Raw genomic sequence first — 19,020 nt, forward strand, 5'->3', positions numbered from 1 at the left:
CGTCCTCCTTAAACTTCGCGCGCGACGAGCGGTTGCAGCAGCTTCGACGGCAGCTTGAATTCGACTTTTTCCTCACGGCCCGCCATCGTCGACACCTCGACAGGCCCCAACGCGCGCAGCGCGTCGATCACGTTTTCCACCATTTCTTCGGGCGCCGACGCACCGGCCGTGATACCGACCGTATGTGCGCCTTCGAACCACTCGGCTTTCACTTCCGAGCCGTCCGCGACGAGGTAGCTCGGCAGACCCGACTCGCTGCCGATTTCGCGCAGACGATTCGAGTTCGAGCTGTTGGTCGCGCCCACGACGAGCAGCACATCGACCTGCGAAGACAGATCGCGCACGGCGGCCTGACGGTTCTGCGTGGCGTAGCAGATGTCACGCGTGTCCGGACCGACGATGTCGGAGAACCGCTTGAGCAGCGCGTCGATGATGCCGCGCGTGTCGTCCACCGACAGCGTGGTTTGCGTCACGTACGCGAGCGGCGCGTCGAGCGGCAGTTCGAGCTTCGCGACATCGGCTTCGCTTTGCACCAGCAGCACGGTGCCGGGAATCTGGCCGATCGTGCCTTCCACTTCCGGGTGACCGGCGTGGCCGATCAGGATCAGCGTGCGGCCGGCGGCCACGTACTGACGGCCTTGCACGTGGACCTTGGTGACGAGCGGACAGGTTGCGTCCAGCACGTCGAGGTCACGTTCTTCGGCGGCGCGTTCGACCGTCTTGGCAACGCCGTGGGCGCTGAAAATGGCGACTGCGCCCTCGGGCACTTCGTCGAGCTCTTCCACGAAACGCGCGCCCTTGTTGCGCAGGTTCTCGACCACGTGCCGGTTGTGGACGATTTCATGGCGCACGTAGACGGGCGCGCCGTGCTTCTGCAGTGCGCGATCGACAATTTCGATCGCACGGACAACCCCCGCACAAAAGCCGCGGGGTTGGGCAAGGATCACTCGCATAAGGTGGCGAACTCCGACTGCCGCGGTTACCGAAAGGGACGTGTCAGCCCCGCTCGCCGCGGCCATCATTATTAATAAGAAGCTAGTAAATGCTTGATCCGCCAGGGGATGGCGGAAAAACCAGACGCGCATTTTAACCCCATCGCCTTGTGTTTGCTGGTTGGCGAACGAGAAGGTGCTGCGCGCACGCGACGATAATCGATTAGGGCCCCATTTTGGCCTCTTTTCTCGCGGCTGTTTTGGCCCGTGACGATGCGATGTCAGCGAAGTGTCAGGTGCGTGGCGGCACCGTGACAAGGCCCGGCTGGCGGGCTTCAGTGGCTTTTAGTAAGGAAAATGAAGGGCTTGGAGGCGGCTGGCCGGCCGCTGCGCCGACGCGCGGCCAGTTTGTCCGACGGCCGACCGTGGCGCGGTGCAACATGACGCCGGAACCCTTAAACTATCGCTCCCCGCCGTCCGCGCGTAATCGCGATGCCGGGCGGGACCGACCCCAATGGACGCCATGGAACCCGACCACTACGACGAATTTCCGGTAGCGAAGCTGTTGCTGCCGAAGGCGCTGCGCGCGCCTGTCGGCGTGATCTACCATGTCGCGCGCGCGCTCGACGACATCGCCGACGAAGGCGACTGGCTTCCGGAGGAGCGCCATTCGCGGCTCGCCGACTTCCGCGACGGGCTCGACGCCGTCGCCGAAGGCCGCCCGGCGCCCGTGCATCCGATGCTGTTCGCGCGGCTCGCCGACGTGGTGCGCCGCTGCCGTCTGCCGCTGCAGCCGTTCTACGATCTCGTGTCGGCGTTCGATCAGGACATCGACACCACGCGTTACGCCGACCGCCTCACGCTGCTCGACTTCTGCCACCGCTCGGCGAATCCGGTCGGGCACCTGATGCTGCAACTGATCGACGAGGCCTCGCCCGCGAATCTCGCCGACTCCGATGCGATCTGCACGGCGTTGCAACTCATCACGTTCTTGCAGGACGTGCCCGCCGACTGGCAGCACGGCCGCGTGTACCTGCCGCAAGCCGAGCGCGAGCGTTTCAACGTCACCGAGGCGCAGATCGCCGCGGGCGTCGTGGACGACGCGTGGCGCGCGCTGATGCGCCATGAGGTGAACGAAGCGCGCGCGCTGATGCTCAGCGGCGCGCCGCTCGCGTTGCGCGTGCCGGGGCGCTTCGGGCTGGAACTGTGCAGCGTGGTGCACGGCGGCCTGCGCGTGCTCGAACTCATCGAGCGCGCCGATTACGATATTTTCCGCGTGCGGCCCGCGCTGCGCGCATCCGACTGGGCCGTGGTGCTGATGCGCACGGCGGCCATGTGGCTGTCGCGCCGGGTTGGCGTGCGCGCGCCTTCGATCGAGAGTAATAACGCATGATGACAACGATTCTCTTTGCCGTGTCCTGCCTGTCGCTGGTGATCTGGCTCGTGCTGCTGTTCGGGCGCGGCGGCTTCTGGCGCTCGCGTCCGGCCGAGCCGCTGCCGGTCGTCGAGCCCGCGGCGGGCTGGCCGTCGGCGTGCGCCGTGGTGCCCGCGCGCAACGAAGCCGACGCGATCGGCGAAGCCGTCGCCTCGCTGCTCCAGCAAAACTATGGCGGCGACTTCCACGTGATCGTGATCGACGATCACAGCACCGACGGCACCGCCGAAGCCGCGCGCGCCGCCGCGCTCGCGCTGCACTGCCCGGAAAAGCTCACCGTCATCACCGCGAAGCCGCTGCCTGCGGGCTGGTCGGGGAAGGTCTGGGCGCAGTCGCAGGGCATCGAAGCCGTGCGCACGCTCGGTCTGGACGCCGACTACCTGCTGCTCACCGACGCCGACATCGGCCATCCGCCCGACGCGCTCGCGCAACTCGTGGTGCGCGCGCAGGCCGAGAAGCGCGACCTGGTTTCGCTGATGGTGCGTCTGCGCTGCGACTCGTTCTGGGAAAAGGCGCTGATTCCCGCCTTCGTGTTTTTCTTCGCCAAGCTCTATCCGTTCGCGTGGGTCAACAATCCGCGCAACAAGACGGCGGCGGCGGCGGGCGGCTGCATGCTGGTGCGCCGCACGGCGCTGGAGGAAGCGGGCGGCATCGAGTCGATCCGCGCCGAACTCATCGACGATTGCAGCCTCGCGGCGCGCATCAAGCATCGCGGCGAGGGGCATCATCCGATTCGTCTGGACGTGGCGGCGAAGAGCGTGTCGCTGCGCCCGTACGATTCGTGGAAGGACATCTGGAACATGATCGCGCGCACCGCGTTCACGCAGCTGCATTACTCGGCGTGGCAGCTCGCGGGCACGCTGCTGGGCATGGCGGTGATCTATCTCGCGCCGCCGGTGGTCGCGCTCGCGCTGGGCGCGCAGGGCTGGCCCGCGTGGCTCGCCTGGGCGCTGATGTGCTGCGCCTACGCGCCGATGCTTGCCTACTATCGCCGCTCGCCGCTGTGGGCGCCGTTCCTGCCGCTCGTCGCGCTGTTCTACGTGGGCGCGACCTTCGCTTCGGCGTGGCGCTTCTGGCGCGGCAAGGGCGGCCAGTGGAAGGCGCGCGTGCAGGCGCCGGTGCAAGGGCGCTGAGATTCGCCGGCGCGCGTGCCTTGAGCCGCGCGCCAGTAAAAAAGCCGCCGCGTCTTCACGCGGCGGCTTTTTTTATGCCGATGCGGTTCGCGCTTCGGCGATGCGGCGCGGCTTAGCGCTGCGTCAGCATCATGTACATCTGCACGACCATGTCGGGCGAGAACGTGAACGGCACCCAGCCGTGGCCGTTATGGCGCAGCACCAGCAGACGGTCGCCGTTCGACTGCTTCTGCACGGCCATGGTCGGATTCTTCGTCGAGGCGAAGCGCCAGCCGGGCGGAATGCCGGGCGGCGGCTCGGGCTGCATCGAGGCGCGTGCGTTCGCGAGTTCCTCGATCAACTGGCCGACCTGCATCGGATGCAGCGACACGGTCTGACCGCCGATCGTCATCGTGATCTCGTTCTGCGACGGGCGGCCGACTTCGAGCAACGGGGCGGCGGCTGCGGTTTCCGAGGCTTCCGAGGTTTCCACGGCTTCGGCTTGCGCGTTCGCGGAGTCGGCAGCGTCAGCGACCTCAACGGCTGCGGTTTCAGCTTCAGCGGATTCGGCGGCTTGCGGTTCAGCCTGCGGCGCTTCTACCGTCTCCGCGCGCGCGGACGGCTGCTCCGGCGTATCGACAGACGCGACAGACCCGGCGTCTTCGAACGGCGAAGGCGGGACTTCGAGCTTCGGCGGGGCTTCGAACGCGGGCGTGTCGGTCGGCGCGAGCGCCGGGCCGGCAGCCGGGGTATCGACGATATGCAGCGCGGGCGCGGTGCGGACGGCCTGGATGAGCTGATCGACGCCCACTTCGAGCGCGCCGATCTGGTCTTGAAGATTCATGCGAGGCTTCTCTGGTAAGACCCGCGATTTTACCCATAGCGCACGCGCATTGCCCGTCCGCCGTTGTAAGCATGACGCAACAAAAGTTGTAACAAAGTGCGCGGATGGCCGCCAGAAGCCCGCAGATCGGGCGTTTGGGTCGAACCGGACGGGGTCCGGCGGCGCTTATTTCGCGTTCAGATAACCGGCTTCGCGGAACCACGCGAGCGCGTCCTTGAGGCCTTCGCGATATGGCCGCGCCTGATAGCCCAGCTCGCGCTCCGCCTTCGCCGACGTGAAATACATCTTGTTTTTCGACATCTTCAGCGCGTCGACGGTCACGAACGGCTCGCGCTTCGTGATGCGCGCCACGGCTTCCGCGCCCATCGCGAGCGGATAGAGCGGCCAGCGCGGCAGCGCGATCGTCGGCGGCTTGCGGCCCACCATGCCGGCGATGTCGGCGAGCATCTGTTGCAGCGGCAGGTTCTCGCCGCCGAGGATGTAGCGCTCGCCGATCCGGCCGCGCTCCAGCGCGAGAAAGTGACCGTTCGCGACGTCGTCGACGTGCACGAGATTCAGGCCCGTGTCGACGAATGCGGGCATCTTGCCCGTCGCCGCCTCGACGATGATGCGGCCCGTGGGCGTCGGCTTCACGTCGCGCGGACCGATCGGCGTCGACGGATTGACGATCACGGCGGGCAGGCCGTCCTGCTCGATCATGCGTTCGACCGCGCGCTCGGCGATCACCTTGCTGCGCTTGTACACGCCGATCGCCTGATCGGCCTTCAGCGGCGAGGTTTCGTCGGCGGAATTGCCGGAACTCGTGACCTTGAGCGTGGCGACGCTGCTCGTGTAGACGATGCGCTCGACGCCCGCCGCGAGCGCGGCGCGCATGGTGGCTTCGGCGCCTTCGAGATTGGCGCGCTCGATTTCGAGCGGATCCGGCGCCCAGAGGCGATAGTCGGCGGCGACGTGGAACAGGTAGCGCACGCCGTCGAGCGCGCGGCGCATCGAGGCTTCGTCGCGCATGTCGCCGGTGACGATCTCGACGTCGAGCGATTCGAGGTTCTTGCGCGGACTCGTCGCGCGCACCAGCAGGCGCACGGCGAAGCCTTTTTCCAGCGCGATGCGGGCGACGGCCGAGCCGACGAAGCCGGACGCGCCGGTGATCAGCACGAGGTCCTTGTTAGCGCGGGAAGTGTCGGTCATTCTGGATTTCGCTTTCGGGTTCGATGAGCGGCGCGCCGTGATGCAGGCCGCCGCAGTGGCACGGATTGTACGTGGCGCGGCGGCGGCGCGTGCGCGCGCAGGGTCAAGGCAATCGCGTCTACAATGCCGACCGTAAGTTGCAAGCACGGCTAGAGGAGATCGAACGATGAGCGAACCGGATCTGGATGCGCGCCTGGAAACGTATTACGTGCGCGTGCGCGGAACGGTGCAGGGCGTGGGTTTTCGTCACGCGACGGTGCGTCAGGCGCACGCGCTGCGTATTCGCGGCTACGTCGCCAATCTTGAGGACGGCTCGGTCGAGGCCGTGATTCAGGGCACGGCGAATCAGGTGGACCGCATGCTGTCGTGGCTGCGTCACGGGCCGCCTGCCGCGCGCGTGAGTGCCGTGGAAAGCGAGGAGCGCCGCACCGAGAAGCGTTACGAGCGCTTCGAACAGCACTGAGATCCGGCGATGAAAAAACGGGGCGCTTGTGAAAGCGCCCCGTTTTTATTCCGGCTCGGGAAAACGACGCGCGGGTCAGCGCACCGCGAGCAGGCTTTCCGCGAAGCCCCACTCCTTCTCGACCCACTGATGCGCGCATTCGAAGCCCGCATCGGCGGCGATCGCGGGGATTTCGTCGGCGTGATACTTGTGGCTGCTTTCGGTCCAGATGGTCTCGCCCGGCTCCAGTTCGATGCTCAGGCGCGCCGCGCCCACGTGCGCCTCGACGTGACGCTTCGCGCGCAGGTGCATTTCCACGCTGCGCACGTCGGGATTGAAGCGCGCGACGTGCTCGAAGTCGTGCAGGTCGAAGTCGCCGTCGAGTTCGCGATTGATGCGCGAGAGCAGGTTCAGGTTGAACGCGGCCGTCGCGCCGATCGAGTCGTCGTAGGCGGCGATCAGCGTATCGACGGGCTTCACGAGGTCGGTGCCGAGCAGCAGCGTATCGCCGGGACGCAGCATCGCGCGGATGTCGCGCAGAAAACGCGTCGCCGCGAGGCGCGCGAAATTGCCGATGGTGCTGCCGAGAAACAGCACGAACAGGCGCTCGCCGTCCTTGCGCTGGCGGCTGACTTCAGCGAGACCGGCCAGATAGTCGCGCTCGTAGCCGACGATCGAAATGCGCTCGATGTCGGCCAGTTCGCGGCGGCACAGTTGCAGCGCGGTGCGCGAAATTTCGATCGGACAATACGCGGTGGGACGCTTACGGCACAGCGCTTCGAGAATGCGGCGCGTCTTGCGGCCGCTGCCGCTGCCGAGTTCGGCGACCTTGACGTCGGCGGGCAGCGCGTCGACGATCTCGTTGGCGTAGCGCGTGAGCAGGCGCTCCTCGGCGCGCGTGACGCCGTATTCGGGCAAGACCGTGATGACCTCGAACAGCGCCGAACCGACTTCGTCATACAGATACATCGACGGCAATTCCTTCTGCGGCGCGTGCGTGAGACCCGCGCGGACGTCGGCGGCGAAGGTGGAAGGCGGGCCTGGCTGCGGCGTGGGGCGGGACGCAGGAAGTGACATGCGGGCTCCAGTTGCGTTGGACGGCGGGTGGCGGGGGCGCGGCGACGGCGTGGCCTCGATGCGCGGCGGCCGGTGGGCGGTTCCGAAGCGAGACTTACGTTCTAGTCCATCATCGCGTGCAATTCACGGACTAAATTGGCGGTTTCGCTGCCTCCGCAGAGTCAGCATCGGCCGTGCCCGCCGTTACGGCGCGGCTGGCGGGAGACTAGAATGCCGGCTGGCCGACCGGCGCGAGCGCCGCATCCGGCCGCTGCTAAATCAATACAACATTCAAATGACAACGCTTTTTCCGGCGTCCGCCGCGTCGCACCGACGCGCCGCCGCCCTCGCCTCGCCGGCCGCCGTGCTTGCCGATTCCGCTTTTTCGCGCCGCTCGACATGTCGATAAGCTACGAACCCGGGCGCGGCATCACGCTTTCCGTGACCGCTTCGGCGCTGTTCGCGCTGATGTCGGCGTACACCTTGCTGCTCGCGCCGCTCGGCGGCCTCGACATCTTCGCGTGGCGCGTGATCTGGACCGTGCCGGGCGCGCTCGCGCTGGTGGTGCTGCGCAAGCGTCTGCCGCACATGCGCGACCTGCTTGCGCGCGCGATCCGCGATCCGCGCATCGCGCTGATGCTGGTGGCGGGCGCGGCCCTGCTCGGCGTGCAGTTATGGGTGTTTCTGTGGGCGCCGCTGCACGGCCGCATGCTCGAGGTGTCGCTCGGCTATTTCATGCTGCCGCTGGTGATGGTGCTGGTCGGACGCTATTACTATCACGAGCGCCTTGAGCCGCTGCAATGGATCGCGGTGGCCTGCGCGGCCGTGGGCGTGGCGCACGAACTCTGGGCGACGCACGCGTTTTCGTGGCCGACGCTGATCACGGCGCTCGGTTATCCGCCGTATTTCGTGCTGCGCCGCAAGATCCACGCGGATTCGCTGGCGATGTTCGCCATCGAGATGGTGTTGCTGCTGCCCGTGGCCTTCATCGAAGTGCATGCGGGCGGCTCGCTCGCGCTGCTCGGCCAGCATGCGCTGCTCGCGTGGGTGCTGCTGCCGGGGCTGGGCGTGATCAGCACGGTCGCGCTCGCGACCTTTCTGAAGTCGAGCCGGCTGCTGCCGATGGCGCTGTTCGGCATCCTCGGTTATGTGGAGCCGGTGCTGCTCGTGGTGGTGTCGGTGACGCTGCTCGGCGAGCATCTGGGCGCGCGTCAGCTCGCGACTTATGTGCCGATCTGGCTGGCGGTCGCGTTGACGGCGCTGCACGGCGCGCGGCTCGTGCGCGTGTCACGCTGATTGGGTGAAGAAGCGGTGAAGAAGCGGTGAAGAAGCGGCGCGCGCTGACCAGGCTCACTGCGCGTGGTCACTGCGCGTGGTCACTGCGGGCGGTCACTGCGCGTGCTGCGCGCGCGGCGGATTGATACGCGTCGGGCCCACTTTCGCTTCGATCGCCTCGCGCAACGCGGGGCGCCAGCCGAGCGCGAACAGCGCCTCCGCGAGCACGAACAGCGGCCCGACGATCAGGCCGATCACATCGTCGACGAAGGCGGGCTTGCGATGCTCCCACGCCACGTGGCCGACGAACTGAAAGATCCAGCCCACCACGAACAGACCGACGCCGGCCGCGAGCCATACGGCCGTGGATTCGCGCGCGAGCCACGCGCCCACGCCGAGACAGAACGCCGAAAACACGGCCATCATCGCGCCGAGCGGCACGTCGAGCACGAGGTAATAGAGCGTCGCGCCGCCGAACAGCAGCCACGCGGGCGAGAGCGGCACGGCGGCGAGCGGCCATGCGGCGACGGCGAACGCCGGGCGCGAGAGCAGCACGGCGAGCGCCAGCACGATCATCGGAATGCCGACGAAATGCGTGGCGATATTGCGGGCGTCGCGGTGATAGCCGGCGTACTGGGTGAGCTGCTCTGTCAGGTTTCTCATGGATGCCCCTCTGTCTCCAAAATCATTATGATCGTCGGGCGCGCGGCCCCGAACCTTCGGCTAGCCGACAATTGCCGCGCTTTTTACCGCGCGTGTTACCGCTGCACCGCGCCATGATCCCGTGCGCCGGCACCGACCCGATCCGATGACTTCGACCCGTCCCGCCTCGCCCGCTTCCTCAGCTAACGTCGTTTACGCCGACGATGCCGCCGCCGTGAGCGCCGCGCTCGAACGCAGCGCCTGGTTCGCCGCTGCGCCCGCGCCGCTGCGTGCAGCGTTGCGGGCGGCGGGCCGCGTGCGCGTGCTGCGCGCGGGCGAGCGCCTGTTCCTGCGCGGCGACGCCGCCGACGGCCTCTATTGCGTGCTCGACGGCGCGATGCGCGTCGGCGCGGCCAGCATGACCGGACGCGAGGCGCTGCTCGCCGTGGTCGGCCCCGCGCACTGGTTCGGCGAGATCGCGCTGTTCGATGCGGGCGTGCGCACGCACGATGCCTACGCCGAACGCGACTCGACGCTCTTTCATGTGCCGAGCGCGCCGCTCGCCGCGTTGCTCGCGGCTACGCCCGCCTACTGGCACGCCTTCGGCTTGCTGCTCGCGCAGAAGCTGCGCTTCGCTTTCGACGCCATCGAGGAAAGCGCGCTGCTGCCCGCCGCCGCGCGCGTGGCGCGCCGCCTGCTGGTGCTGGCGGCCGATCACGGCGGCACGCAGTCGGCGCGGCGCGTGGTGAACGTGCCGCAGGAAGACCTCGCGCTGATGCTCGCGCTCTCGCGCCAGACCGTGAACCAGATCCTGCGCCAGTTCGAACGCGACGGACTCGTGCAACTGCGCTACGGTGAAATTGAGATCGTCGATGCGGTGCGGCTGGAGCAGCAGGCGCACTGATCGCGCCGAAGGTGGGTGGAATCAATATTGATCGACAAGATCAACATTGACGAAAGCATGCGGCCAGAACATCCGCGCCATTGCAGCGCCGCGCCGTTTGCATCGACAATGACGCGGCTTTCGTTGCTTTCGACCGGCAAGCCCGGCCTATCGACCTCGCGGATTTCCGCGCTCCCCCTTGAGCTTCATGACCGACCGCGTCGTTGCCGCCTTCGATTTCGACGGCACCATCACCACGTCCGATAGTTTCCGCGCCTTCATGCTCGACGCCGCCGGGCCCGCGCGCTTCGCCCTCGCCGCGCTGCGCTGCCTGCCGTGGCTCGCGGGCATCGCGCCCGGCTGGTCCGACCGTGGCCGCACCAAGGCGCGCTTTCTGCGCGCCGCGCTCGGCAATGTGCGGCGCGAGGCGCTCGAAGCCGCCGCGCAACGTTTCGTCGAGACGCGCCTGCCCGATCTGCTGCGCCCCGAGATGCTCGCGCGCATCCGCGAACATCAGGCGCTCGGCCACGAAGTCGTGCTCGTGAGCGCGTCGCCGTCGATCTATCTGCGCAAGTGGGCGCCGGGCGTCGGCATCGACACCGTGCTGGCGAGCGAACTGGCCTGGCGCGAGGGCGTCTACACTGGACAGCTCGCGGGCAAGAACTGCTGGGGCCCGGAGAAGGTCGCGCGGCTGCGCGGCTGGTGGGGCGAGCACGCGCCCGCCACGCTGTATGCCTACGGCGACAGCCGCGGCGACCGCGAAATGGCCGAACTCGCGAACTACGCCTGGATACGCGGCGAGGCGCCGCTGCCCGCGCTCGCGCCGCAAGGCGGCTTCGCGCCGGCCTGAGCGCCGTCGGTCAATTCCCGCGTGACGCGCACGTCGGCACATAAACGAACGCACAAGCGAACCCACAATCGAACGCAAAAACGAACACAAGGAGACGCACCCATGAACGGACAATGGACTCAGGTGACTTCGCGCGACGGCGGCACGTTCCGCGCCTGGACGACGCTGCCGCCCGAAGGCAGCGGGCCGGGCCTCGTGCTGCTGCAGGAGATCTTCGGCGTGAACGCATCGATGCGCGCGCTGGCCGAGCGTTATGCCGAGGAAGGCTACGTGGTGATGGTGCCTGACCTGTTCTGGCGTCTGGAGCCGGACGTCGATCTGGGTTACGAGGGCGCCGACATGGCGAAAGCGCTCGATCTCTACGACCGCTTCGACGTCGATCTCGCCATCGACGACATCGCGCAGACGCTCGCGGCGCTGCGCGCGCATCCCTCGCAGCGCGGCAAGGTGGGCGCGGTCGGCTGGTGTCTGGGCGGGCGGCTCGCGTATCTCGCGGCGGCGCGCACCGACATCGATTGCGCGATCGGCTACTACGCCGTGGGCCTTGAGAACGTGCTGAACGAAGCCGATACGATCCGCTGTCCGCTGATGCTGCACTTCCCCGCCGAAGATAAATGGTGCGACGCCGCGGCGCGCGAGCGCATCGCGCAGGCGCTGGCGGGCAAGCCGGGCGTCGAGCTGTACACGTATCCGGGCTGCGATCATGCGTTCGCATCGGCGGCGCGTCCGCAATACGACAAGCCCGCCGCGATGATGGCCTACTCGCGCACGCTCGCGATGCTGCGCCGCGTGCTCGGTCCGATCTACGATTTCAATGCGCTCTGGGAAGAGCACTGCTATCACGAGTTCGTCACGCGCAATCCGCACGACGTGATGCCGACGATGGTCGCGCAGCCCTACGTCAACCACATTCCGACGATGACGGGCGGCGTGGGCCACGACGAACTCAAGCGCTTCTACACGCACCATTTCGTGCATTCGAATCCCGCCGACACGCGCCTGATTCCGATCTCGCGCACCATCGGCTCGGACCGCGTGGTGGACGAGTTCATCTTCTGCTGCACGCACGACCGCGAGATCGACTGGCTGCTGCCGGGCCTCGCGCCCACCGGCAAGTATTTCGAAGTGCCGATGCTGGCCGTGATCTGCTTTCGCGGCGCGAAGCTCTATAACGAGCACATCTATTGGGATCAGGCTTCGGTGCTCGCGCAGATCGGCGCCATCGATCCGACCGGGCTGCCGATCGCGGGCATCGCGAGCGCGAAGAAATTGCTCGATGAAACGCTGCCGTCGAACACGCTCATGCCCGCGTGGCAAACGAGCGAAGGCAAGCCGTTCTGACGCGCGCGGCGCGCGCGTTCACGATCCGCGACCGACGTTCAGCGATCAACGCTCAACGAAACGGATTGTCGACGACGCCGGGCTTCGCGTCCGGCTCGTCCTTCACCTGCGCGGGCAGATGCGGGTCGGTCTGCAGTGCGGCGACCACGCTGTCGAGCGCGGCCTTGAGCGCGAGCGCGGCGGCGAGGCCGCGCTTGTCGCGCGTCAGTTCGAGCGTGCCGGCCAGCGTCACGCGCGTGGTGCCGTTCGTGACGGTGAGGGCGTCGCCCTGCACGTTGAGCACGTCGTCGTCGTTTGCGTATGCGTCGAACCCCATCGAAATCTCCTTGAGCGTAAAGCGCGGGCCCGCATTATAAGAAGCCGCCCGCGACGCGATCAAACCGCTGTGCAACGGCATCAATCCATTGCGCGATTTGTGCGCGAAAGCGTTAATTGATTGTCAAATATTGCGTGATACCCGGTCATGACGTTGATTAACGTCAGAATTCTCGCGCGAATCCGCAGCACTTTCCAGTAAAGCGAAGATCATGACGCACCTGCGCCGCGCGGCGCGGACGAATCGTGCAGCTTGAACAGGGAGAGCGTCATGGGAATTCTAGACAAGGCGAGCGACATCGCCGGTGTGGCGGTGGCCGCCGGCATGGTCTCGCTGCTCGCCGCCTGCACGTTCACGCCGTGGCAGTCGCTCTCGCGCGAAGGCGACGATGACGCCACTGCGGCGGCCGAAAGGCACGAAACCGGCGCCGCCGTAGCGTCGCCGGTCGCCATGCCGCTCGTGACGACCTCCGCGACACCGACGGCCGCCACATCCGCAGCCGCGCCTGCGGGCTTCTATCGCGTCAAGGCGGGCGACACGCTGTATCACATCGCGGCGACCCAGAAGCAACGTGCCACCGATATCGCCGCGTGGAACAAGCTGCCCGCGTCGGGCCAGGTGCAGACGGGGCAACTGCTGCGGGTGACGCCGCCTGCCGCCGCATCGGCTGTCGCCGAGGCGAAGTCTGCGGCTTCCACGACCACACCGGCTTCCGCTTCCACAGCCGCAGCCGCTTCTTCAGCCTCAAGCAGCGCGACGAAATCCACCTCCGCCGCGACGACCACCGCACGCGCCGGCAGCCGCCTTGTCTGGCCGATGAACGGCACCGTCACGCCGACGACGATCGGCAAGTCGAAGGCCATCGCCATCGCGGGCGAGCCGGGGCAACCGGTCAAGGCTGCCGCCGCCGGGCGCGTGGTCTACGCGGGCAGCGGCATGAAGGCCTACGGCAAGCTCGTGATCGTCAAGCACGACGCGCATCTCATTACCGCTTACGGGCGCAACGGCAAAGTGCTCGTCAAGGAAGGCGACGCCGTGAAGCAGGGCCAGACGCTCGCCACCAGCGCCGCCGATGGCGCGAACAAGGGCGGCGTGCTTTTCGAAGTGCGCGAGGACGGCAAGGCGGTCGATCCGCAAACCCGTTTGCCGCGCGCCACGCCCTGACACACGGCGATCGATTCGCCATCCCGCCGCACAGATTGGACACCTCATGGACAGAAGGCAATTTCTCGCGAGCGGCGCAGCAACCGCCGCCGCGTTGACCACGCTCGCGCTGGGCGCGTGCACGACCCCGTCCGCTTCGCCGGGCGACATCGCTGCGGACAACATCCGCGCGCGCCGCGCAATCGACGCCGATGTCGACGCCGCGCTCGCCAGGCTCTATCGCACCGTGAAAGGCTCGCGCGAATTGATCGACAAGGCGAGCGGCGTGCTCGTGTTCCCCGACGTGGTGGGCGCGAGCTTCGGCGTGGGCGGCCAGTACGGGCGCGGCGCATTGCGCGTGAGCGCACGCACGATCGGCTATTTCAGCACGACCTCGGGCTCGTTCGGCGTGCAGATCGGCGCTCAGTCACGCACGATTGTCTACGCGTTCATGACCCGCGGCGCGCTCGATCGCTTCAAGCGCAGCAGCGGCTGGGCCGCGGGCGCGGACGCGACCGTCGCGCTCGTCAAGATGGGCGCGAACGGCACGCTCGACACCACCACGGCCGTCAATCCCATCGAGGCCTTCGTGCTGACCAATGCGGGATTGATGGCCGGCGTGTCGCTCGAAGGGTCGAAGGTGTCGCGGCTGGATCTGTGATCCGCCCGCGCTTCGTCCCTTCACGTCCTCACCATCCCCACTTCTTCACGGCGAACGCGCGCCCGTTGAACGTCACCTTCGACTGCGCGGCGACGTTCGCCGGAATGCCCGGAAACGCGATGCCGCTTTGCGTTTCCAGATCGCGCACCGAACGCACGTCGTAACGATCGACGGTCGTGTTGTCGGCGACGATCGCGAACGCGAGCTGCTGCGACGGCACGTACACCACCTTGAAGATCTGCGTGGGCACCAGCACGCGCGACGCGCCGATCGTCTGCAACTGCGCGCCCGTGAACAGCGGCCCGGTCACGACGTAGGCGTCGCCATATTTCGATGCGAGCTTGCGCACGGCCGTTTCGATATGCGACCACAGCCGCTGATTGTTCTCGCGGTTCTGCGGCACGATGTTCGCGAGCGAGAACGATTCGGCCATCGCCTGCGGATTCCAGCGATTGCCCGCCGGGCTCATGTGACCGCGGTCGAAGCCGCTGCGCTTGTAGTCGGCGAGTGTCGCGCCTTCGCCGGCCGGCAGACGGTCGTCTTCGAAGAAGCGATTGGTGCGCGTCATCTCCTTCGCGTCTTCGAGGTGATCGCGCGTGAGGTGTTCCGCCGACCAGAGCGGGCCGTGCGTGACGCCCGAATGCAGCACCACGAAATCGGAATAACAGAGCATGCGCGTCTTCGGCGCCATGCGCGGATTGGTGAGCTTGGGGAACTGGCCGTCGGGGACGAAATCGGTGCAGGCGGGCGCGGCGAACGCATGGCTCGAGAAACTCGACACGGCCATGACGAGACAGGCAAACAGCTTCTTCATCGGCGGGAATACGGGAAGACGGGAGACGATCGGATCACGCGGGGCGACGTGAAACGCGAAGCGCAAATTCAAACGCCAGCGACGCTTCGGGCGTGCCCTGCGCACTATGCATAAAGGGCCCGAAAGTATAGCGGCCGCGTTCGCGAGCGGCCATATGGGCAGACAGCGCGCACAAAGTAAAACGGCGCCGCTGGAAGCGGCGCCGCAAGGCATGCAGCTAAGACGCTAAAGGGAACGACCGCGCCGCGCGGCGCGAAGGGATCAGCCTGCGAACAGCGCGTTTTCGGCGTGGATCGCCTGGCGATCCACCGCTTGCAGGCGCCACTGGCCTTCCATCTGCGCGTGCGAGGTTTCGCAGGCCCAGGTGGCGTCGCCGTGCGCCGAGCTGATTTCCTGGCGGCGGTTCACATGCAGGCCGCGCAGGGTGCAAAGCGGTTCGTTCTCGCGCGGCGCGCAGAGCGCCGTCACGCCGTTCGCATCGCGTATCTCGCCCCAGGCGGGAAGCTCGATGCCGTCGTGCGACTCGCGCGACCAGCGTTGCTGGTCGGTATCGAGCCAGAGCACGGCGTAGTCGTGGTTGACGGTCGGATCGGGACCGTTAATCAGGATCGTCAGTCGCATGTGATCTCCGCAAAGACGCGCCATCGGCGCGGAAACTGTCGTGACACTCGTTGAGACTCGGGGGCAGACATTCAGCATAGGATGTGTACGCGCTTGTGCAAGGCGATTCTTCACATAGTGGGACGTCAAATCGTCGCGCCTGTGCAGTGTCCGGATTGGGCCAAGCTTCGCTGCCGGTGGCGCGCCGTCGCGCGGCGATTTGCATTCCGGCTATCGGCGAGATTGAAATTCGCAATTGGGACTGCAAAGGGCATTTCCTAGATTGATAGAGCGGCGTCGTCCGCATTCATGTCTGCTGCACCGCACGAAGATGCGCAGCGCCGCGTCCCCATAGTTCCCACAATCAGACGATGGATGGAGGCACAGATGGCACAGCTCAAAGGCTCGAAGACCGAGCAAAATCTCAAGGACGCGTTCGCCGGCGAATCCCAGGCGAACCGGCGCTACCTCTATTTCGCGGCGAAAGCCGACGTGGAAGGCCAGAACGACGTCGCCGCGCTGTTTCGCTCGACGGCCGAAGGCGAAACCGGCCACGCGCACGGCCACCTCGAATATCTGGAAACCGTCGGCGATCCGGCCACGGGCCTGCCGTTCGGCAGTTCGCGGCTGAATCTCCAGGCGGCGATCGCGGGCGAAACGCACGAATACACCGACATGTATCCGGGCATGGCCAAGGCCGCGCGCGACGAGGGCTTCGACGAAATCGCCAACTGGTTCGAGACGCTCGCCAAGGCGGAGCGCAGCCACGCGAATCGTTATACGAAAGCGCTGGAATCGCTGGCCGATTAGGGTTGGCCGTTTAGGTTTGGCCGATTAGCGCCGGCCAGGTAATTCCGGCCGATCCGGTCCCGACGATTCACGGCGCGACCCGCGCGCCCACGCAGGCGCTTTGCCGCCGCCACGCGCACGCGGCCGGCGCCGCGTCGCGTGCGTTCGTGCGCGCGCGCCGTATCGACATAGAAAAACGAAAACAAGGAGACGTCATGCCCCACAAGGAAGGCAGTCTCGAAGCCCCGACGCGGCATCCGCTCGACTGGCGCGCCGACGCGTTCTACGACCGCGCCCAGCTCGACGACGAACTGGCGCGCGTCTTCGACATCTGCGCAGGCTGCCGCCGCTGCGTGTCGTTGTGCGGCGCGTTTCCGGCGCTGTTCGATCTCGTCGACGAAACCGATAGCGGCGAGGCGCACGACGTCGACAAGGCCGCGTTCCCGAAGGTCGTCGACCAGTGCTATCTGTGCGATCTCTGCTACATGACGAAGTGTCCCTATGTGCCGCCGCATCCGTGGAACGTCGATTTTCCGCATCTGATGCTGCGCGCGAAGGCGATCGACTATCGCAACGGCGAGGTGACGCTGCGCGACCGCGTGCTCTCGAACACCGACGCGCTCGGTCAGCTCGCGGGCATTCCGGTCGTCACGCAGACGGTGAATGCGGTGAACGGCACGAAGGCGATGCGCGCGGCGCTGGAGGACACGCTCGGCGTGGATCGCCATGCGTGGCTGCCGTCGTTCGCCACGCGCAAGTTTCGCGGCGCGGCGCGCAAGGCGTCGGCGAGCGAGGTGCGCGACGGCGAGCGCACGCCGGGCAAGGTCGCGATCTACGCGACCTGCTACGTGAATTTCAACGAGCCGGGCATCGGCCACGATCTGCTCGCGGTGCTCGATCACAACGCGATTCCCTACGTGCTCGTGAAAAGCGAATCGTGTTGCGGCATGCCGCTGCTCGAACAGGGCAATCTGGCCGGCGTGGCGAAGAAGCACGACGTCAACACGCCGATCCTCGCGCAGTACGCGCGCGACGGTTACGCGTTATTGGGCGCGGTGCCGAGCTGCGTGCTGATGTACAAGCACGAACTGCCGCTCATGTTCCCCGACGACGCCGACACGCGCGCCGTGAGCGACGCGTTCTGGGATCCGTTCGAATACTTCGTGGCGCGCAATCGCGATGGCCTGCTCAGAACCGATTTTCGCGCGCCGCTCGGCACGGTGGCGTATCACGTGCCGTGTCACGCGCGCGTGCAGAACATCGGCCGCAAGACCGCCGATCTGCTGTCGCTTGTGCCGGACACGAAGGTCAACGTGGTCGAGCGCTGTTCGGGCCACGCGGGCACCTTCGGCGTGAAGAAGGAATTCCATGCGATGGCGATGAAGATCGGCACGCCGGTATTCAGGCAGATGGCGCAGGGCGAGCCGGATTTCATTGCCTCCGATTGCGCGCTCGCGGGCCATCACATCGCGCAGGGGATCGACGAGATGCAGTTGCGCGACGCGCAGGGCGGACCGCCGCTCGCGCATCCGCTGACGCTGCTGCGCCGCGCGTACGGCATTTGATCAGGATAACGATGCAATCAAGCCACGAGAGATTCCGATGACCATCGCCAGAGATTCGCTGCTCACGCTGGAAGCGTATGCGAAACAGCGCATCGAGATGCGCAGCCGCATCATCGAGCACAAGAAGCGCCGCGCCGTGGCGCTCGGCAATCACCTCACGTTTCTGTTCGAGGACGACGCGACGATCCGCTATCAGATTCAGGAAATGCTGCATATCGAGCGTATTTTCGACGAGGCGGGCATTCAGGGCGAACTCGACGCTTACGCGCCGCTCGTGCCGGACGGCAGCAACTTCAAGGCCACGCTGCAAATCGAATACGAGAACGAAACCGAGCGCCGCGCGGCGCTGGCGCGGTTGATCGGCATCGAGGACCGCGTGTTCGTGCAGGTAGCGGGCGAAGCGCCCGTGTTCGCCATCGCCGATGAAGACCTCGAACGCGACAACGAAGAGAAAACCTCGGCCGTGCATTTCGTGCGCTTCGAACTGACGCCGGCGATGAAAACGCGCCTGCGAGGAGGCGCGGCGCTCACAATCGGCTGCGATCATCCGAACTATCGCGTGCCGGTGCAGACCATCGAAGGCGCGGTGCGCGAGTCGCTGCTCGGCGATCTCGACTGAGCGCGGCGCATGATGCTTCGCGCCGCGCCGCGCGTCAAACGTCCTTGCGATACATGACGAAGCCGGGCTTCACCGCGACGTCGTCGTAAAGGCGCATGGCGGTGTGATTCGTCTCGTGCGTATGCCAGTAGACGCGCGACGAGTTCGCGGCCTTCGCATGCGCGTACACCGCTTCGATCAGCGCGCGTCCTACGCCCTGGCCGCGCACGTCCGCCGCCGTGAACAGATCCTGCAAATAGCAGATCGGACCGTCGAGCGTGGTGCTGCGGTGATAGATGAAATGCACGAGACCGACCACGCGCTCACCCTTGAGCGCAATGAACGCGTGCATGGGTTCGTAGCCGTCGAAGAAGCGCGTCCACGTGGTACGCGTGATCGACTCGGGCAGCGCCGTCGGGCCCGAGCGCTCGTAGAAGTGGTTATAGCCGTCCCACAGCGGACGCCATGCCGCGTAGTCGTCGGGCGTCACGGGGCGCACGTGAATCGCTTCGGTCAATCTCGTTCTCCTGGTGT

21 protein-coding genes are annotated in these 19,020 nt (G+C 66.6%); 12 read left to right on the plus strand and 9 right to left on the minus strand.

The genetic code is table 11. The features are described 5' to 3' along the window. Window positions 1–8: 8 nt before the first annotated feature. Entirely contained in the window at window positions 9–953 is a 945-nt protein-coding gene (ispH, locus tag BMY06_RS01225; RefSeq protein ID WP_065061635.1) for a 4-hydroxy-3-methylbut-2-enyl diphosphate reductase, read from the minus strand. A gap of 502 nt (window positions 954–1,455) precedes the next feature. On the opposite strand from ispH, the gene hpnC reads away from it, so the two are divergent. After that, a complete protein-coding gene (gene hpnC / locus BMY06_RS01230) occupies window positions 1,456–2,325 on the plus strand; it encodes a squalene synthase HpnC (protein ID WP_074981382.1) in 870 nt (289 codons plus the stop codon). After that, window positions 2,322–3,500, plus strand: coding sequence for a glycosyltransferase (locus BMY06_RS01235; protein ID WP_065061634.1), 1,179 nt, complete (start codon window positions 2,322–2,324; stop codon window positions 3,498–3,500). Before hpnC ends, BMY06_RS01235 begins: the two co-directional genes overlap by 4 nt. Window positions 3,501–3,612: 112 nt before the next feature. On the opposite strand, the gene BMY06_RS01240 is transcribed toward BMY06_RS01235, so the two are convergent. Together BMY06_RS01240 and hpnA are read right to left on the minus strand one after the other, a co-directional pair. Then, window positions 3,613–4,323 carry a hypothetical protein gene (locus BMY06_RS01240; RefSeq protein ID WP_074981176.1) on the minus strand — a complete coding sequence of 237 codons (711 nt, stop codon included), beginning with the start codon at window positions 4,321–4,323 and terminating at the stop codon, window positions 3,613–3,615. A 165-nt stretch (window positions 4,324–4,488) separates the two neighbouring features. Next, on the minus strand, window positions 4,489–5,511 hold the full coding sequence (hpnA, locus tag BMY06_RS01245; RefSeq protein ID WP_065061633.1) for a hopanoid-associated sugar epimerase: 1,023 nt from the start codon (window positions 5,509–5,511) through the stop codon (window positions 4,489–4,491). A 166-nt stretch (window positions 5,512–5,677) separates the two neighbouring features. On the opposite strand from hpnA, the gene BMY06_RS01250 reads away from it, so the two are divergent. Further along, window positions 5,678–5,974, plus strand: a complete 297-nt coding sequence (locus BMY06_RS01250) for an acylphosphatase (RefSeq protein WP_065061632.1) — start codon at window positions 5,678–5,680, stop codon at window positions 5,972–5,974. Window positions 5,975–6,049: 75 nt separating this feature from the next. Here BMY06_RS01250 and egtD read toward each other — a convergent pair whose 3' ends face one another. Continuing rightward, window positions 6,050–7,030, minus strand: coding sequence for an L-histidine N(alpha)-methyltransferase (gene egtD, locus BMY06_RS01255; RefSeq protein ID WP_074981178.1), 981 nt, complete (start codon window positions 7,028–7,030; stop codon window positions 6,050–6,052). 378 nt (window positions 7,031–7,408) lie between these two features. Here egtD and rarD point away from each other — a divergent pair, with 378 nt between their 5' ends. After that, the gene (gene rarD / locus BMY06_RS01260) at window positions 7,409–8,305 is read left to right on the plus strand and encodes an EamA family transporter RarD (RefSeq protein WP_065061630.1); all 897 of its coding nucleotides are present in this window, start codon (window positions 7,409–7,411) and stop codon (window positions 8,303–8,305) included. A 93-nt stretch (window positions 8,306–8,398) separates the two neighbouring features. Here rarD and BMY06_RS01265 read toward each other — a convergent pair whose 3' ends face one another. Beyond that, a complete protein-coding gene (locus BMY06_RS01265; protein WP_065061629.1) occupies window positions 8,399–8,947 on the minus strand; it encodes an Mpo1 family 2-hydroxy fatty acid dioxygenase in 549 nt (182 codons plus the stop codon). 145 nt (window positions 8,948–9,092) lie between these two features. Here BMY06_RS01265 and BMY06_RS01270 point away from each other — a divergent pair, with 145 nt between their 5' ends. From BMY06_RS01270 to BMY06_RS01280, 3 genes are all read left to right on the plus strand, one after another. After that, entirely contained in the window at window positions 9,093–9,830 is a 738-nt protein-coding gene (locus BMY06_RS01270; RefSeq protein ID WP_080180829.1) for a Crp/Fnr family transcriptional regulator, read from the plus strand. A gap of 187 nt (window positions 9,831–10,017) precedes the next feature. Further along, complete coding sequence (locus BMY06_RS01275) at window positions 10,018–10,659, plus strand: HAD family hydrolase (protein ID WP_074981181.1); 642 nt, start codon at window positions 10,018–10,020, stop codon at window positions 10,657–10,659. Between the two features lie 102 nt (window positions 10,660–10,761). After that, window positions 10,762–12,000 carry a dienelactone hydrolase family protein gene (locus tag BMY06_RS01280; protein ID WP_065061627.1) on the plus strand — a complete coding sequence of 413 codons (1,239 nt, stop codon included), beginning with the start codon at window positions 10,762–10,764 and terminating at the stop codon, window positions 11,998–12,000. Between the two features lie 52 nt (window positions 12,001–12,052). Here BMY06_RS01280 and BMY06_RS01285 read toward each other — a convergent pair whose 3' ends face one another. Continuing rightward, on the minus strand, window positions 12,053–12,316 hold the full coding sequence (locus tag BMY06_RS01285; RefSeq protein WP_065061698.1) for a hypothetical protein: 264 nt from the start codon (window positions 12,314–12,316) through the stop codon (window positions 12,053–12,055). A gap of 270 nt (window positions 12,317–12,586) precedes the next feature. On the opposite strand from BMY06_RS01285, the gene BMY06_RS01290 reads away from it, so the two are divergent. Then, window positions 12,587–13,480: a M23 family metallopeptidase gene (locus BMY06_RS01290; RefSeq protein ID WP_065061626.1), complete on the plus strand. Its 894-nt coding sequence runs from the start codon at window positions 12,587–12,589 to the stop codon at window positions 13,478–13,480. 46 nt (window positions 13,481–13,526) lie between these two features. After that, window positions 13,527–14,120, plus strand: a complete 594-nt coding sequence (locus tag BMY06_RS01295; RefSeq protein ID WP_065061625.1) for a BPSL1445 family SYLF domain-containing lipoprotein — start codon at window positions 13,527–13,529, stop codon at window positions 14,118–14,120. 28 nt (window positions 14,121–14,148) lie between these two features. Here the strand turns inward: BMY06_RS01295 and BMY06_RS01300 are convergent, their stop codons facing one another. Both BMY06_RS01300 and BMY06_RS01305 read right to left on the minus strand, forming a co-directional pair. Beyond that, a complete protein-coding gene (locus BMY06_RS01300) occupies window positions 14,149–14,934 on the minus strand; it encodes a DNA/RNA non-specific endonuclease (protein WP_065061624.1) in 786 nt (261 codons plus the stop codon). A gap of 261 nt (window positions 14,935–15,195) precedes the next feature. Further along, the gene (locus BMY06_RS01305; RefSeq protein WP_065061623.1) at window positions 15,196–15,555 is read right to left on the minus strand and encodes a DUF3564 domain-containing protein; all 360 of its coding nucleotides are present in this window, start codon (window positions 15,553–15,555) and stop codon (window positions 15,196–15,198) included. A 366-nt stretch (window positions 15,556–15,921) separates the two neighbouring features. Here BMY06_RS01305 and BMY06_RS01310 point away from each other — a divergent pair, with 366 nt between their 5' ends. The 3 genes from BMY06_RS01310 (at window position 15,922) to BMY06_RS01325 (ending at window position 18,507) form a co-directional block, all read left to right on the plus strand. Continuing rightward, a complete protein-coding gene (locus tag BMY06_RS01310; protein ID WP_065061697.1) occupies window positions 15,922–16,344 on the plus strand; it encodes a rubrerythrin family protein in 423 nt (140 codons plus the stop codon). A 194-nt stretch (window positions 16,345–16,538) separates the two neighbouring features. Beyond that, a complete protein-coding gene (locus BMY06_RS01320) occupies window positions 16,539–17,888 on the plus strand; it encodes a heterodisulfide reductase-related iron-sulfur binding cluster (RefSeq protein WP_065061622.1) in 1,350 nt (449 codons plus the stop codon). A gap of 37 nt (window positions 17,889–17,925) precedes the next feature. Next, window positions 17,926–18,507, plus strand: a complete 582-nt coding sequence (locus BMY06_RS01325) for a DUF3501 family protein (RefSeq protein WP_074981183.1) — start codon at window positions 17,926–17,928, stop codon at window positions 18,505–18,507. A 34-nt stretch (window positions 18,508–18,541) separates the two neighbouring features. Here the strand turns inward: BMY06_RS01325 and BMY06_RS01330 are convergent, their stop codons facing one another. Continuing rightward, window positions 18,542–19,003 carry a GNAT family N-acetyltransferase gene (locus BMY06_RS01330; RefSeq protein WP_074981185.1) on the minus strand — a complete coding sequence of 154 codons (462 nt, stop codon included), beginning with the start codon at window positions 19,001–19,003 and terminating at the stop codon, window positions 18,542–18,544. Window positions 19,004–19,020: the final 17 nt, after the last annotated feature.

This window comes from Paraburkholderia tropica (assembly GCF_900109265.1).
Lineage (GTDB): Bacteria > Pseudomonadota > Gammaproteobacteria > Burkholderiales > Burkholderiaceae > Paraburkholderia > Paraburkholderia tropica.

What these genes read in the sequence shown, in the direction of transcription:
- ispH (WP_065061635.1), bottom strand. Translation starts at nt 953, where the DNA reads ATGCGAGTGATCCTTGCCCAACCCCGCGGCTTTTGTGCGGGGGTTGTC.
- hpnC (WP_074981382.1), top strand. Translation starts at nt 1,456, where the DNA reads ATGGAACCCGACCACTACGACGAATTTCCGGTAGCGAAGCTGTTGCTG.
- BMY06_RS01235 (WP_065061634.1), top strand. Translation starts at nt 2,322, where the DNA reads ATGATGACAACGATTCTCTTTGCCGTGTCCTGCCTGTCGCTGGTGATC.
- BMY06_RS01240 (WP_074981176.1), bottom strand. Translation starts at nt 4,323, where the DNA reads ATGAATCTTCAAGACCAGATCGGCGCGCTCGAAGTGGGCGTCGATCAG.
- hpnA (WP_065061633.1), bottom strand. Translation starts at nt 5,511, where the DNA reads ATGACCGACACTTCCCGCGCTAACAAGGACCTCGTGCTGATCACCGGC.
- BMY06_RS01250 (WP_065061632.1), top strand. Translation starts at nt 5,678, where the DNA reads ATGAGCGAACCGGATCTGGATGCGCGCCTGGAAACGTATTACGTGCGC.
- egtD (WP_074981178.1), bottom strand. Translation starts at nt 7,030, where the DNA reads ATGTCACTTCCTGCGTCCCGCCCCACGCCGCAGCCAGGCCCGCCTTCC.
- rarD (WP_065061630.1), top strand. Translation starts at nt 7,409, where the DNA reads ATGTCGATAAGCTACGAACCCGGGCGCGGCATCACGCTTTCCGTGACC.
- BMY06_RS01265 (WP_065061629.1), bottom strand. Translation starts at nt 8,947, where the DNA reads ATGAGAAACCTGACAGAGCAGCTCACCCAGTACGCCGGCTATCACCGC.
- BMY06_RS01270 (WP_080180829.1), top strand. Translation starts at nt 9,093, where the DNA reads ATGACTTCGACCCGTCCCGCCTCGCCCGCTTCCTCAGCTAACGTCGTT.
- BMY06_RS01275 (WP_074981181.1), top strand. Translation starts at nt 10,018, where the DNA reads ATGACCGACCGCGTCGTTGCCGCCTTCGATTTCGACGGCACCATCACC.
- BMY06_RS01280 (WP_065061627.1), top strand. Translation starts at nt 10,762, where the DNA reads ATGAACGGACAATGGACTCAGGTGACTTCGCGCGACGGCGGCACGTTC.
- BMY06_RS01285 (WP_065061698.1), bottom strand. Translation starts at nt 12,316, where the DNA reads ATGGGGTTCGACGCATACGCAAACGACGACGACGTGCTCAACGTGCAG.
- BMY06_RS01290 (WP_065061626.1), top strand. Translation starts at nt 12,587, where the DNA reads ATGGGAATTCTAGACAAGGCGAGCGACATCGCCGGTGTGGCGGTGGCC.
- BMY06_RS01295 (WP_065061625.1), top strand. Translation starts at nt 13,527, where the DNA reads ATGGACAGAAGGCAATTTCTCGCGAGCGGCGCAGCAACCGCCGCCGCG.
- BMY06_RS01300 (WP_065061624.1), bottom strand. Translation starts at nt 14,934, where the DNA reads ATGAAGAAGCTGTTTGCCTGTCTCGTCATGGCCGTGTCGAGTTTCTCG.
- BMY06_RS01305 (WP_065061623.1), bottom strand. Translation starts at nt 15,555, where the DNA reads ATGCGACTGACGATCCTGATTAACGGTCCCGATCCGACCGTCAACCAC.
- BMY06_RS01310 (WP_065061697.1), top strand. Translation starts at nt 15,922, where the DNA reads ATGGCACAGCTCAAAGGCTCGAAGACCGAGCAAAATCTCAAGGACGCG.
- BMY06_RS01320 (WP_065061622.1), top strand. Translation starts at nt 16,539, where the DNA reads ATGCCCCACAAGGAAGGCAGTCTCGAAGCCCCGACGCGGCATCCGCTC.
- BMY06_RS01325 (WP_074981183.1), top strand. Translation starts at nt 17,926, where the DNA reads ATGACCATCGCCAGAGATTCGCTGCTCACGCTGGAAGCGTATGCGAAA.